Origin of the sequence: Streptomyces sp. NPDC002054 (assembly GCF_040296685.1) — a bacterium.
Taxonomy (GTDB): domain Bacteria; phylum Actinomycetota; class Actinomycetes; order Streptomycetales; family Streptomycetaceae; genus Streptomyces.
Genome location: NZ_JBEOXT010000001.1, coordinates 295,674 through 308,271 on the forward strand (window position 1 = coordinate 295,674; position 12,598 = coordinate 308,271).

General features: G+C 73.2%; 12 protein-coding genes. 10 read left to right on the forward strand and 2 right to left on the reverse strand.

What is annotated here, in order from left to right:
• Positions 1-53: 53 nt before the first annotated feature.
• From galT to ABT123_RS01325, 3 genes are read left to right on the forward strand one after another with little or no spacing between them, the layout of a single operon-like run.
• Positions 54-1,094: a galactose-1-phosphate uridylyltransferase gene (galT, locus tag ABT123_RS01315; RefSeq protein WP_351307933.1), complete on the forward strand. Its 1,041-nt coding sequence runs from the start codon at positions 54-56 to the stop codon at positions 1,092-1,094.
• Positions 1,091-2,317, forward strand: coding sequence for a galactokinase (gene galK, locus ABT123_RS01320; protein ID WP_351307936.1), 1,227 nt, complete (start codon positions 1,091-1,093; stop codon positions 2,315-2,317). Before galT ends, galK begins: the two co-directional genes overlap by 4 nt.
• On the forward strand, positions 2,314-3,165 hold the full coding sequence (locus ABT123_RS01325; protein ID WP_351307938.1) for a class I SAM-dependent methyltransferase: 852 nt from the start codon (positions 2,314-2,316) through the stop codon (positions 3,163-3,165). The genes galK and ABT123_RS01325 overlap by 4 nt, the downstream gene beginning before the upstream one ends.
• 111 nt (positions 3,166-3,276) lie before the next feature.
• Here the strand turns inward: ABT123_RS01325 and ABT123_RS01330 are convergent, their stop codons facing one another.
• Positions 3,277-5,076, reverse strand: a complete 1,800-nt coding sequence (locus tag ABT123_RS01330) for an ABC transporter ATP-binding protein (protein WP_351307941.1) — start codon at positions 5,074-5,076, stop codon at positions 3,277-3,279.
• A 288-nt stretch (positions 5,077-5,364) separates the two neighbouring features.
• On the opposite strand from ABT123_RS01330, the gene ABT123_RS01335 reads away from it, so the two are divergent.
• Entirely contained in the window at positions 5,365-5,586 is a 222-nt protein-coding gene (locus tag ABT123_RS01335) for an acyl-CoA carboxylase epsilon subunit (RefSeq protein WP_351307944.1), read from the forward strand.
• Positions 5,587-5,779: 193 nt separating this feature from the next.
• On the opposite strand, the gene ABT123_RS01340 is transcribed toward ABT123_RS01335, so the two are convergent.
• Positions 5,780-7,444, reverse strand: coding sequence for an FAD-dependent oxidoreductase (locus ABT123_RS01340; protein WP_351307947.1), 1,665 nt, complete (start codon positions 7,442-7,444; stop codon positions 5,780-5,782).
• Between the two features lie 189 nt (positions 7,445-7,633).
• Between ABT123_RS01340 and ABT123_RS01345 the strand changes: the two genes are divergently transcribed.
• From ABT123_RS01345 to ABT123_RS01370, 6 genes are all read left to right on the forward strand, one after another.
• Positions 7,634-8,743, forward strand: a complete 1,110-nt coding sequence (locus ABT123_RS01345; protein WP_351307950.1) for a SchA/CurD-like domain-containing protein — start codon at positions 7,634-7,636, stop codon at positions 8,741-8,743.
• A 128-nt stretch (positions 8,744-8,871) separates the two neighbouring features.
• A complete protein-coding gene (locus ABT123_RS01350; protein ID WP_351307953.1) occupies positions 8,872-9,330 on the forward strand; it encodes a cupin domain-containing protein in 459 nt (152 codons plus the stop codon).
• Positions 9,327-10,613 carry a beta-ketoacyl-[acyl-carrier-protein] synthase family protein gene (locus ABT123_RS01355; RefSeq protein ID WP_351307955.1) on the forward strand — a complete coding sequence of 429 codons (1,287 nt, stop codon included), beginning with the start codon at positions 9,327-9,329 and terminating at the stop codon, positions 10,611-10,613. Before ABT123_RS01350 ends, ABT123_RS01355 begins: the two co-directional genes overlap by 4 nt.
• The gene (locus ABT123_RS01360; protein WP_351307957.1) at positions 10,610-11,872 is read left to right on the forward strand and encodes a beta-ketoacyl synthase N-terminal-like domain-containing protein; all 1,263 of its coding nucleotides are present in this window, start codon (positions 10,610-10,612) and stop codon (positions 11,870-11,872) included. Before ABT123_RS01355 ends, ABT123_RS01360 begins: the two co-directional genes overlap by 4 nt.
• Positions 11,873-11,883: 11 nt before the next feature.
• A complete protein-coding gene (locus ABT123_RS01365) occupies positions 11,884-12,141 on the forward strand; it encodes an acyl carrier protein (RefSeq protein WP_351307960.1) in 258 nt (85 codons plus the stop codon).
• 2 nt (positions 12,142-12,143) lie between these two features.
• The gene (locus ABT123_RS01370; protein WP_351307963.1) at positions 12,144-12,590 is read left to right on the forward strand and encodes an SRPBCC family protein; all 447 of its coding nucleotides are present in this window, start codon (positions 12,144-12,146) and stop codon (positions 12,588-12,590) included.
• Positions 12,591-12,598 lie beyond the last annotated feature (8 nt).

The window sequence follows — 12,598 nt, forward strand, 5'->3', positions numbered from 1 at the left end:
AGATAGCACGCAGCAACTGTTGATTCTTGCGGAATCTTGTTTAGTCTTGGGGCGTGAAGAAGAGCGTCACGAAACTTGCCGACGGTCGTGAACTGATCTACTACGACGCCGCGGACAGCCCCGCCGTACGGGACCACATCCCCGACCTCCGGCCGCTGGACCGGGTCGAAAGCCGCCCCGAACTCCGCCGCGACCCGGCCACCGGCGACTGGATCACCATCGCCGCCCACCGTCAGGCCCGCACCTACCACCCGCCCGCCGACCAGTGCCCCCTGTGCCCCTCGCGGGACGGCCGGCTCGGCGAGATCCCCGCCGCCGACTACGAGGTCGCGGTCTTCGAGAACCGCTTCCCCTCCCTGGCCGGCCCGGCGGGCCGCTGCGAGGTGGTCTGCTTCACCCCCGAGCACGATGCGGGCTTCGCCGACCTCACCCCGGCCCGGGCCCGCCTGGTCCTGGACGCCTGGACCGACCGCACCGCGCAGCTGTCCGCCCTCCCCGGAATCGAGCAGGTGTACTGCTTCGAGAACCGGGGCGCCGAGATCGGGGTGACCCTCGCCCACCCGCACGGCCAGATCTACGCCTTCACCACCCCTCCGCCGCGCACCGCGAAGATGACCGCCGCCGCCACCGCCCACCGCGCCGCCACCGGCCGCAACCTCTTCGAGGACCTGCTCGCCGAGGCCCGCGCCGCCACCGCCCGGGTGGTCACGGCCGGCGAGCACTGGACGGCCTTCGTCCCGTACGCCGCCCGCTGGCCCTACGAGGTGCACCTCTACCCGCACCGCCGGGTCCCCGACCTCACCTGCCTCACCGAGGCCGAACGGGCCGAGTTCCCCGGCCTCTACCTGGACCTGCTGCGCCGCTTCGACCGGCTCTTCGGCAGCCCGGAACCCACCCCGTACATCTCCGCCTGGCACCAGGCGCCCGCCACCGCCCCCGGGGGCACCGAACTCGCCCTGCACCTGGAGCTGTTCACCGTCCGGCGGACCGCGGAGAAGCTCAAGTACCTGGCCGGCACCGAATCCGGCATGGAAGCCTTCATCAACGACGTGGCGCCCGAGACGGCCGCCCGGCACCTGCGGGAGTCCGTATGACCCTGGCCGACGGCACGGCAGCCGACACCACGGCCGCCGCCTTCCACCACGTGTACGGAGCCCACCCGGACGGCGTCTGGTCGGCGCCCGGCCGGGTCAACCTGATCGGCGAACACACCGACTACAACGACGGGTTCGCGCTGCCCATGGCCCTGCCGCAGGCCACCCGGCTGGCCGCCCGCCGGCGCACGGACGGCCGACTGCGCCTGCACAGCGCCCAGTTCGACGGACAGGTCACCGAACTGGAGGTGGCAAAACTCGCCCCCGGCACGGTCGACGGCTGGGCCCGCTACCCGGCCGGGGTGGTCTGGGCGCTCGCGGAGGCCGGCCATCCGGTCGGCGGCGGCGCCGACCTGCACGTCGACAGCAGCGTCCCCACCGGGGCCGGGCTGTCCTCCTCGGCCGCCCTGGAATGCGCCGTCGCCGTGGCCTTCGACGAGCTGTACGGGCTGGGCCTGACCCGGCCCGAACTCGCCCGGACCGCCCAGCGCGCGGAGAACGCCTTCGCCGGGGTGCCCTGCGGGATCATGGACCAGATGGCCTCCCTCTGCTGCACCGAGGGCGCCGCCCTGTTCCTCGACAGCCGCACCCTGGGCCACCACCGGGTGCCCTTCGACCTGGCCGGCCACGGCCTGCGGCTGCTGGTCGTCGACACCCGCGTCCAGCACGACCTGGCCGACGGAGCGTACGCGGGCCTGCGGGCGGGCTGCGAACGCGCGGCGGCCCTGCTCGGCCTGCCCGCCCTCCGCGACCTCGCGGCCGAGGACCTGCCCGCCGCCCTCGCCGCCCTGCCCGCCTCGCTGGCCCCGCTGGTGCGTCACGTGGTCACCGAGAACGCCCGGGTCACCGAGGCCGTCGCGCGGCTGACCGCCGGCGACCCGGCCGCCCTCGGCCCCCTGCTCACCGCGGGCCACGCCTCCCTCCGCGACGACTACCGGGTCAGCTGCCCCGAAACCGACCTCGCCGTCGACACCGCCGTCGCCGCCGGAGCCCTGGGCGCCCGGATGACGGGCGGCGGCTTCGGCGGCTCCGTCATCGCCCTCACCCCGGCCGACCGCGCCGAGGCGGTGGCCGCCGCCGTCACCGCCGCCTTCGCCGCCGCCGGCCACCGCCCCCCGGCCCTCCTCACCGCCACCCCGTCGGCGGGCGCCGGCCGCCTCACCACCCGGTCCGGCCTGCCGCCGTGCGGGCCCCCGACCGGTGAGGCATGCTCGGGAACATGACCGACCCGAGCGACGCGGTCGAAGCCGACCGAGCCCTGAAAGACAAGCACCGCACCATGTGGGCGCTGGGCGACTATCCGGCCTTGGCCTCCCGCCTCATCCCCGAACTGGGCACCGTACTGGTCCGGGCCTGCGGGGTGAAGGGCGGCCAGCGGGTGCTCGACATCGCCGCCGGATCGGGCAACGCCTCCATCCCGGCGGCGCAGGCCGGCGCCCATGTGGTGGCCTCCGACCTCACCCCCGAACTGATGGAGACCGGCCGCCGACTGGCCGGCGAGGCGGGGGTCGACCTCGAATGGCGGGAGGCCGACGCCGAGGCGCTGCCCTTCGGTGACGGGGTTTTCGACATCGTGATGTCCTGCCTCGGGGTGATGTTCGCCCCGCACCACCAGGCCGCCGCCGACGAACTCGTCCGGGTCTGCCGCCCCGGCGGCACCATCGGCCTGATCAACTGGACCCCGCAGGGGTTCGTCGGCCAGATGTTCGCCACCATGAAGCCCTTCATGCCCCCGCCCCCGCCCGGCGTGCAGCCGCCGCCCCTCTGGGGCACCGAAGCCCATGTACGCGAGCTGCTGGGCGACCGGGTCACCGATGTGGAGGCCCGCACCCGGATGCTCCGGGTGGACCGCTTTGCGCGGCCCGAGGAGTTCCGCGAGTTCTTCAAGGCCTGTTACGGGCCCACCGTCGCGGTGTACCAGCACATCGCCGACCGGCCCGAGCAGGTCGCCGATCTGGATGCGGAACTCGCCGCGCTCGCCGACCGGAACCTCCGCGACGGCGGCATGGACTGGGAGTACCTGCTGCTGACCGCCCGCCGCGCCGGCCAGGCCGCAACCGGCCCGGAGTAACCGGCCGCGCCCGCGAACTCCTGGACCTGTCCCGTCGACAAGACGACCAAGACCGAGATCATGGAGCAGTGCCTGATCCCGGTCCCGCCCGTCTGCGGTCCGACCAGTGGACTAGTGCGTGAGCTCGGCCGCGGCCAGGAACTGGGTCGCGGCCAGCTCCCCGTACAGCGGGTCGCCCGCCACCAGCTCCTCGTGCGTGCCGGTGGCCCGCACCCGGCCCGCCTCCATGACCACGATCCGGTCCGCCAGGGTCACCGTCGACAGCCGGTGCGCCACCACCAGCACCGTGGTGTCCCGGGCCGCCTCGGCCACCACATCGCGCAGCGCCAGCTCGTTGACCGCGTCCAGCTGGGAGGTCGCCTCGTCGAGCAGCAGCAGCCGCGGCCGGCGCAGCAGGGCCCGGGCGATCGCCACCCGCTGCCGCTCACCGCCCGACAGCGTCGACCCGCGGTGTCCGACCATGCTGTCCAGACCGTCCGGCAGCTTCTTCACCAGACCGTCCAGCCGGGCCCGGACCAGCACCTCGGCGATGTCCTCGTCGGTGGCATGCGGAGAACCCATCAGCAGGTTCTCCCGCAGGGTTCCGGCCAGCACCGGGGCGTCCTGCTCGACATAGCCGATGGCCGCCCGGAGTTCGGTCAGCGGCCAGTCCCGCACGTCCCGGCCGTCGAGCAGCACCCGGCCGCCGGTCGCCTCGTAGAACCGCTCGATCAGGCCGAACACGGTGGTCTTGCCCGCACCCGACGGACCGACGAAGGCCGTCATACCGGCCCCCGGGACCTCGAAGCTCACCCCGTGGTGGACGAGGGGCAGTTCCGGCCCGTACCCGAAGCGGACGTTCTCGAACGTGACCGAGGCCGGGGTGCGCACTCCCGCCGCGGGCTGCACCGGGGCCGCCTCGCCGCCGGTCGGCTCCGTCTCCAGCGCCTCGGCCTCGACGATCCGCGCCAGCGCCGCCGAGCCCACCTGGTACTGCGAGGCCGCGTCCGCGAGCTTGGAGATGGGGTCGATCAGGTAGAAGAGGAACAGCAGGAAGGCGACCAGGGTGGAGACGGATATCTCCCCCGAGGCGACCCGGGCCCCACCGATGCCCAGGACGGCCAGGAAGGACACCTGCACCGACAGACCGATCGAAGGACCGGCCACCGCCTGCCACTTCGCCGAGGTGACACCGTGCCGCCAGGCGTCCTCCGCCGCGGCTTCCACCCGGGCCGTCTCCCGGGCCTCCGCGCCGGACGCCTTGATGGTCCGGTAGGCGCCGAAGGCCCGCTCCAGCACCGTCGAGATCTCGCCGACCGCCTCCTGGGCGCGCGCCGAGGCCTTCGCGATCTTCGGGTACACCATGCCGGTGGCCCCGCCGACCAGCACGATCACACCGAGGGTGACACCGAGCAGCACCACGTCCATGGCCGCCATCAGCGCCACCGTCGCCAGGAAGGTGAGGCTGCCGGTCACCGCGGAGACCACCGACTTGGTCGTCACCTCGCGCAGCAGGGTGGTGTCGGAGGTCACCCGCGACATCAGGTCACCCGGCTGGGTGCGCTCCACCTCCGGGATCCGCAGCCGCAGCAGCCGGCCCACCAGCGTGCGCCGCGCCGCCAGGACGACGGACTCGGCGGTCCGCTCCAGTACGTAAGAGCCGATCGCCTCGATGAGCGTGCCCAGCACCACCAGCGCCGTCAGCAGCACCAGTACGCCGGCCACGGAGTTACCGTCGCCCAGCCGGTCCACCAGCGCCTTCGCGGCCAGCGGCTGCGCCAGCCCGCTGGCCGCGCCCATCAGCGAGAAGAGCGCGCCCAGCGCCACGGTCCAGCGGTGCGGACGGAAGTGCCGGTACAACGCCTGCCAGTTCTGTGCCGCGGGCAGCTTCTGCGCGGCCGCGGCCTCCTGCTCCACCACTTGAGAGTTCATAACCGACAGGATGCTGAAAACCGGCCGACCACCTGACCTGCGCCGCCCAGGTATGTCACGTCACCCGACCGGCCGAAGGGGCCCACCGGACGGCCGAGCGGCCACACCCGGTCGGGGACAGGGCGGTGACACGAACGGACGCGTCCTCGCGGGCTGTTCCCGCACGACACGCCGAGGGGCCGCGCGTAGCGTCGTCCTACGCGCCCCGGCGTACGCGCCCGGCGTCTTGGGGGGAGTCTTGCCGGTCGGGCAGGGCCTGATCGGCACTCCGTACGAGGAGCCGAGCCAATGCCGAACAACCCGCCCGTCACCACCCTGCTCCGGATAGAGCGCGGCCACGCCGAACCGGAGGAACTGGCCGCGATAGCCGCCGTCCTGACAGCCTGCGCCGCCGGCCGAGCCCTGGCAGCCGAAGCCGCCATCGCCCCCGACCCCCCCGCCCGCCGCATCGTGCGCCGGTCGAGCGGCCTACACCAGGCCTGCTGGGCAGGCTGCTGGGCCTGCGCCTAGCCCGGCCCCGGGGCACAGCCCCCGTCAGGGGTCCGGGGCGGAGCCCCGGTTTCGGGAAGGGGTGGGGGTCCCCCCAGCGAAGCGAGGGGGAGGGTGGGGGAAGGCTCCGCGCAGCGGCACCACCGCACCGCCCCCACCCGCCGGAGCGCCGGCCCCGGCGGAGCGCCCGCCGGGGCCATGGCGTGGCGTTGGGTCAGGTGCGGTGCAGCAGCCGGGTCAGCGCCTGCGTCAGGACCGCCGCCGGGTCCTTTGCCGGGCCCTCCGAGCGCCACGCCACGAACCCGTCCGGCCGCACCAGCACCGCCCCCTCCGCCCGCACCCCATGCGCCGCCGCCCAGTCCACGCCCTCCTCCGTACGGAGTTCCGCGTCCGCGGCGTCGCCGCCGCCCATCGTGTGCCCGGCCAGCCGTACCGACAGCTGCCCGGCCACCCGCCCGGCCGCCGCCTGCCACGGCGTACCCGGGCTGCTGAGCAGCACGAACGACCGCTCGTACAGGTCGAGGCTGGACATCCGCCCGGCCGGCCCCTGCAGCCACAGGTGCGGGGCCCGCGAGCCGGGCTCACCGTCCAGCTTCATCCCGGCCGGGATGATCTCCCGCGCCGGATCCCCGCCGATGACCGCACCCTGCGGGTAGCAGTACGCCATCGCCGTCGGCAGCATCCGGCTGTCCCTCCCGGCCTTGCCGCTCGGCCCGCCGGGCACCCCGGGCGCCCCCGGCAGCGGCGAGTAGCCGGGGTGGTCGTGCTCCACGGACCGGGCCGAGGCCCGCTCGCTGGTGGCCAGCGCCACCGGCCGCCGCTCCTCGCCGTACGTCTCCAGCAGCTCCGGCCCGGCCTCGCCCGCCAGCACCGCGGCCAGCTTCCAGGCGAGGTTGTGCGCGTCCTGGATGCCGGTGTTGGACCCGAACGCCCCCGTCGGCGACATCTCGTGCACGGCATCGCCCGCCAGGAACACCCGGCCCACCGAGTACCGCTCCGCCACCCGTTCGGCGGCATGCCAGGCCGCCTTCCCGCCGATCTCCACGTCCAGGTCGGGCACCCCGATGGCCCGGCGGATGTGCGACACGCACCGCTCGTCGGTGAAGTCCTCCATGGTCTCGCCCGTCTCGGGGTGCCACGGGGCGTGGAAGACCCAGTTCTGGTCGTTGTCCACGGGCAGCAGCGCACCGTCCGCGCCCGGCTTGATCAAGTAGCAGACGATGAACCGCAGATCGCCCAGCAGCTCGGGCAGCCGGCGCGACCGGAAGGTGATGCTCACGTTGTGGAACAGGTCGCCGTTCCCGGACTGCGGGATGCCCAGCTGCTCCCGCACCGGGCTGCGCGGCCCGTCCGCCGCGATCAGGTACTGCGCGCGGACCCGGATGTGCTGCCCGCCGTCGCGGTCCTTCACCACGGCGCTGACGCCCTCGGGGTCCTGGTCGAAGGAGATCAGCTCGGTGGAGAACCGCACGTCGGCGCCCGCCGCCCGGCTCAGCGAGGCCAGCACCGGCTCGATGTTGTTCTGGCTGCACAGGCACCACCGGGTCGGGCTGAACTTGGCCAGCGCGCCGCCCGGGTCGGTGTTCTCCACCAGCCACCGGTGATCGCCGCCGGTCAGCGAGGTGGCCTGGATCAGGCCCTTGTTCTCCTCCAGCACGGCCGCGGCGCTGCGGATGTCCGGCTCCGCGCCGGCCACCCGGAACAGCTCCATCGTCCGGGCGTTGATGCCACGGCCACGCGGGTGAGGGGAGACCCCCGCGTGCTTCTCGACCAGCAGATGTCTGATGCCGTGCCGGCTCAGGAACAGCGAAGTGGCAAGCCCCACCAGGGAGCCGCCCACGACCAGCACGGGCACGTCTACGTCGAACTTCTCTTCCATGGCCTGCTCGGCTCCTTCCCGCGGGGGGTGACCCAGCTTCTATGCCCGCTGACCGGCCGAAGTGCGCCCGCGTTCACCCGCTTGATCTGCATGTGTCGCGTTCTGTGCAGGCTGCGGCAACGATCTGACTCAGGAAGGACACCAGGCCTGCGCGTGCCGCGCGGCCACCGTCGCAAGGGAGCGTACGAAATGACGATCAGCCTGCCGGAACGCGTGTCGCAGTCGGCCTTCGACGGATCCCGGCTGCGCGTCGTGATGCTGGTCGACCTGCACGACGGCACCCAGAAGCGGTTCCTGGACGCCTACGAACAGATCCGCCACCATGTTGCCGCGACCCCGGGCCACCTCAACGACCAGCTGTGCCAGTCGTTCGAGAATCCCTCCCAATGGCTCATCACCAGCGAGTGGGCGAGCGCCCCGCAGTTCCTCGACTGGGTCAACAGCGAGGCGCACATCGAGCAGATCCGGCCGCTGAGCGCCTGCATCCGCACCACCTCCTCGATGCGCTTCAACGTGCTGCGGGAGACCGGCGAGAGGGTGACCGGCGGCTCGGTGCAGCACGCCCCGCGGCTCGGCGACGACCTGGTGCGCCACGCGCTGACCTTCACGGTCCGCCCCGACAGCGTGGAGCAGGTCGCGAAGATCCTCGCCGACTACACCGCACCCGCCGCCCGCGTCGACGACACCACCCGGCTGTGCCGCACCACCCTCTTCATGCACGGCAACCGGGTCGTGCGCACCGTCGAGGTCAAGGGCGACCTCACCAAGGCGCTGCGGTACGTGGCCCGGCAGCCCGAGGTCCGGGCCGTCGAAGAGGCCATCAACCCGTACCTGGAAGTGGACCGGGACCTCGACGACCCCGACTCCGCCCGGGTGTTCTTCACCCGTGCGGCCCTGCCCGCCGTCCACCACGTGGCCGCCCACGACCGGGCCGCCGCCGGCGCCGTCGACCGGCACGCCCTCTACTACCGGGCGAAGCCGGGCCAGGGCACCGCCCTCGCCCGCTTCCTCGCCCAGCAGGCCGAGGACGCCGCCGACATCCCCAAGAGCCCGGTGCTCAGCAGCACCGTCTTCCAGCGCGACGACATCGTGGTCCGGCTGATCGAGGTCGACGGACCGCTGGACGCCGACCCGGCCGCGGCCCTCGCCCTCCAGGGCGACCGCAAGGCCGCCGTCCTCGACCGGCTGCTCGACAGCACGGCGTACGAGCCTCCGGCCGCCGCCGCACAGCCCGCGCAGCTGCTCGCCCGCACCGGGATGCGCCTGATCACCGACCGGCTGGCCGCCCCCGACGCCTGACCGGCCGGCCCACACCGGCGGCCCCCACCGGCCGGCCCACCCCGTCCGCCGCCCCCCACGGCCGGCCCCCCGCCGGCCGCCCCCTTCCGATCCCGTCCCAGCCCGCCCCCGCCAGGAGGAACGCAGCCATGACCACGCACGCCCCACGCATCGTGGACCTCAGCGAGACTCAGCCCAACCGCAGGCGGGGCGGTGATGTGCGCGCCGTACTCACCCCGACCTCGGCCGGCTCGACCAGCGGATTCATGGGCCTGGCCCTCATCCAGCCGGGCGAGTGGATCGCCGAGCACTACCACCCGTACTCGGAGGAGTTCGTCTACGTGGTGGCCGGCACGGTCCAGGTGGACCTGGACGGCGTCACCCATGAAATGCGGCCCGACCAGGGCCTCCTCGTCCCCGTCAACGTCCGCCACCGGTTCCGCAACACCGGCTCCGACGAGGTCCGCATGGTCTTCCACCTCGGCCCGCTGGCCCCCCGCCCCGAGCTGGGCCACGTCGACACCGAGACCAACCCGGCGGGCAAGGGACATCCGGCACCGCACCACGGACCGGCCCCCAGCCCGGCCCCGTCCGAGGCGCTTTCGTGACCCGCCGGGTGGCCGTCACCGGCATCGGCGTGGTCGCCCCCGGCGGCATCGGCGCCCCGGCCTTCTGGGACCTGCTGTCCCACGGCCGGACGGCAACGCGCGGCATCACCCTCTTCGACCCGACCGGGTTCCGCTCCCGGATCGCCGCCGAAGTGGACTTCGAGGCCGCGGACCACGGCATCGACGAGGAGACCGCCGCGCGCTGCGACCGGTACATCCAGTTCGCCCTGGTCGCGGCCCGGGAGGCGGTCCGGCACAGCGGACTGGACCTCGCCGAGGCCGACACGTGGCGCACCGGTGTCTCCCTGGGTACCGCGGTCGGCGGTACCACCCGGCTGGAGCACGACTACACCGCCGTCAGCGGCAAGGGCGCCTGGTGGGACGTGGACCACCACCCCGCCGGCCCGCACCTGCACCGGGCCTTCACCCCGGCCACGCTGGCCGCCACCGTCGCCGAGGACGTGGGCGCCCGCGGCCCCGTACAGACCGTCTCCACGGGCTGCACCTCCGGCCTGGACGCCATCGGCTACGCCTGCCACGCCATCGAGGAAGGCCTGATGGACGTCTGTGTGGCGGGCGCCTCCGACTCGCCCATCTCCCCGATCACCGTGGCCTGCTTCGACGCCATCAAGGCGACCTCGGCGAACAACGAGGACCCGGCCCACGCCTCCCGCCCCTTCGACGCCCGCCGCGACGGCTTCGTCCTCGGCGAGGGCGCCGCCGTCCTGGTCCTGGAGGAGCTGGAGCACGCCCGGGCCCGCGGCGCCACCGTGCTCTGCGAGATCGGCGGCTACGCCACCTTCGGCAACGCCCACCACATGACCGGACTCACCACCGAGGGGCTGGAGATGGCCCGCGCCATCTCCGTCGCCCTCGACCACGCCCGCCTCGACCCCACCGAGGTGGACTACGTCAACGCGCACGGCTCCGGCACCAAGCAGAACGACCGGCACGAGACCGCCGCCGTCAAACGGGTCCTGCGCGAGCACGCGTACCGGACCCCGATGAGCTCCATCAAGTCGATGGTGGGCCACTCCCTGGGCGCCATCGGCGCGATCGAACTGGTGGCCTGCGTCCTCGCCCTGCTCCACCAGGTGGTGCCGCCGACCGCCAACTACGAGAACCCCGACGCGGAGTGCGACCTGGACTACGTCCCGCGCACCGCCCGCGAGCGGAAGCTGCGCACCGTGCTCTCGGTGGGCAGCGGCTTCGGCGGATTCCAGTCCGCGGTCGTCATGTCACGGCCGCCCGAAACCGCCCGGACGAAGGTGAGGACGGTATGAGCGCAGACGAACCGGCGCACCGCGACCGCGACCGCACCGCGGTGATCACGGGAATCGGTGTGGTCGCCCCCAACGGGGTCGGCGCCGGAGCCTTCTGGAAGGCCACCCAGGCGGGCACCAGCGTGCTCGACCGGATCACCCGCAAGGGCTGCGAGCACCTGCCGCTGCGGATCGCGGGCGAGGTACGGGACTTTGACCCGCACGGGCTGGTCGAGGAGCGCTACCTGGTCCAGACCGACCGGTTCACCCACTTCTCGCTGGCCGCCGCCGACATGGCCCTGGAACAGGCCCTGCTCGGCACGGCGGACTACGAGGACGACTCCTACTCGGTCGGGGTGATCACCGCGGCGGGTTCCGGCGGCGGCGAATTCGGCCAGCGGGAACTCCAGCAACTGTGGGGCCAGGGGCCCAAGTACGTCGGCCCCTACCAGTCCATCGCCTGGTTCTACGCCGCCACCAGCGGCCAGATCTCCATCCGGGGCGGCTTCCGCGGCCCCTGCCAGGTGGTGGCCAGCGACGAGGCCGGCGGGCTCGACGCCTTCGCCCAGGCGGCCCGCACGATCCGGCGCGGCACCGGCACTGTACTGGTCGGCGCGGCCGAGGCCCCCCTCGCCCCCTACTCGATGGTCTGCCAGCTCGGCTATCCCGAGCTCAGCACCCATCCGGACCCGACCCGGGCCTACCGGCCCTTCACCGCCTCCGCCTGCGGGTTCGCCCCCGCCGAGGGCGGCGCCGTCCTCATCGTCGAGGACCTCGAACGGGCCACCGCCCGCGGCGCCCCGATCCGCGCCGAAATCGCCGGCCACGCCGCCACCTTCACCGGCGCCGGACAGTGGAAGGCCTCCCGGGAAGGCCTGGCCCGGGCCATCGGCGGCGCCCTGCGGCAGGCCGGCTGCGCTCCCGAGGAGATCGACGTGGTCTTCGCGGACGCCCTCGGTGTCCTCGAAGCCGACCGGGCCGAGGCCCTGGCCCTGGCCGACGCCCTCGGCGCCACGCACGGCCGCTCCGTACCGGTGACCGCCCCCAAGACGGGCACCGGCCGCGCCTACTGCGGCAGCGCCGCCCTCGACGTGGCCGCCGCCGCACTGGCGCTGGAACACGGCCTGGTGCCGCCCACCCCGAACGTCTTCGACGTCTGCCACGACCTCAACCTGGTCACCGGCCAGGCCCTGACGTCAAACCCCCGCACCGCGCTGGTCCTCAGCCGCGGCCTGATGGGCTCCAACTCGGCCCTCGTCCTGCGCACCCCCTCACGCTAAGGAGCACGCACATGTCCGAACCCCTCACCGTCGAAGAACTGAGCGCCCTGATGAAGCGGAGCGCCGGAGTCACCGTCGATCCGGCGGTGCTCGCGGCCCGCCCGGACGCCCCCTTCGCGGACTACGGCCTCGACTCGCTGGGCCTGCTCGGCATCGTCGCCGAACTGGAGAAGCGGCACGGCCACCCCCTCCCCATCGAGGTGGACCAGTGCAAGACCCCCGCGACCTTCCTCAACCTCGTCAACGACAGCCTCATGACAGGAGCCTGACCGTGCCCGGACACACCGACAACGAGATCACCGTCGCCGCACCCGTCGACCTGGTCTGGAAGATGACCAACGACCTCCCGAACTGGCCCCGCCTGTTCAGCGAGTACGCCTCCATCGAGATCCTCGCCGAGGAGGGCGACACCACCCGGTTCCGGCTCGCCATGCACCCCGACGAGAACGGCGTGGTCTGGAGCTGGGTCTCCGAGCGCACCGTCAACCGCGACGAACTCCACGTCAAGGCCCGCCGCGTGGAGACCGGACCGTTCGAGTACATGAACATCCACTGGGAGTACGCCGAGGTCCCCGGCGGCACGAAGATGCGCTGGCGGCAGGACTTCGCGATGAAGCCGGGAGCCCCGCTCGACGACGCGGGCATGACCGACCGGATCAACCACAACTCCAAGATCCAGCTGGAACTGATCCGCGACAAGATCGAAGCACACGTCTGAGAGCACAC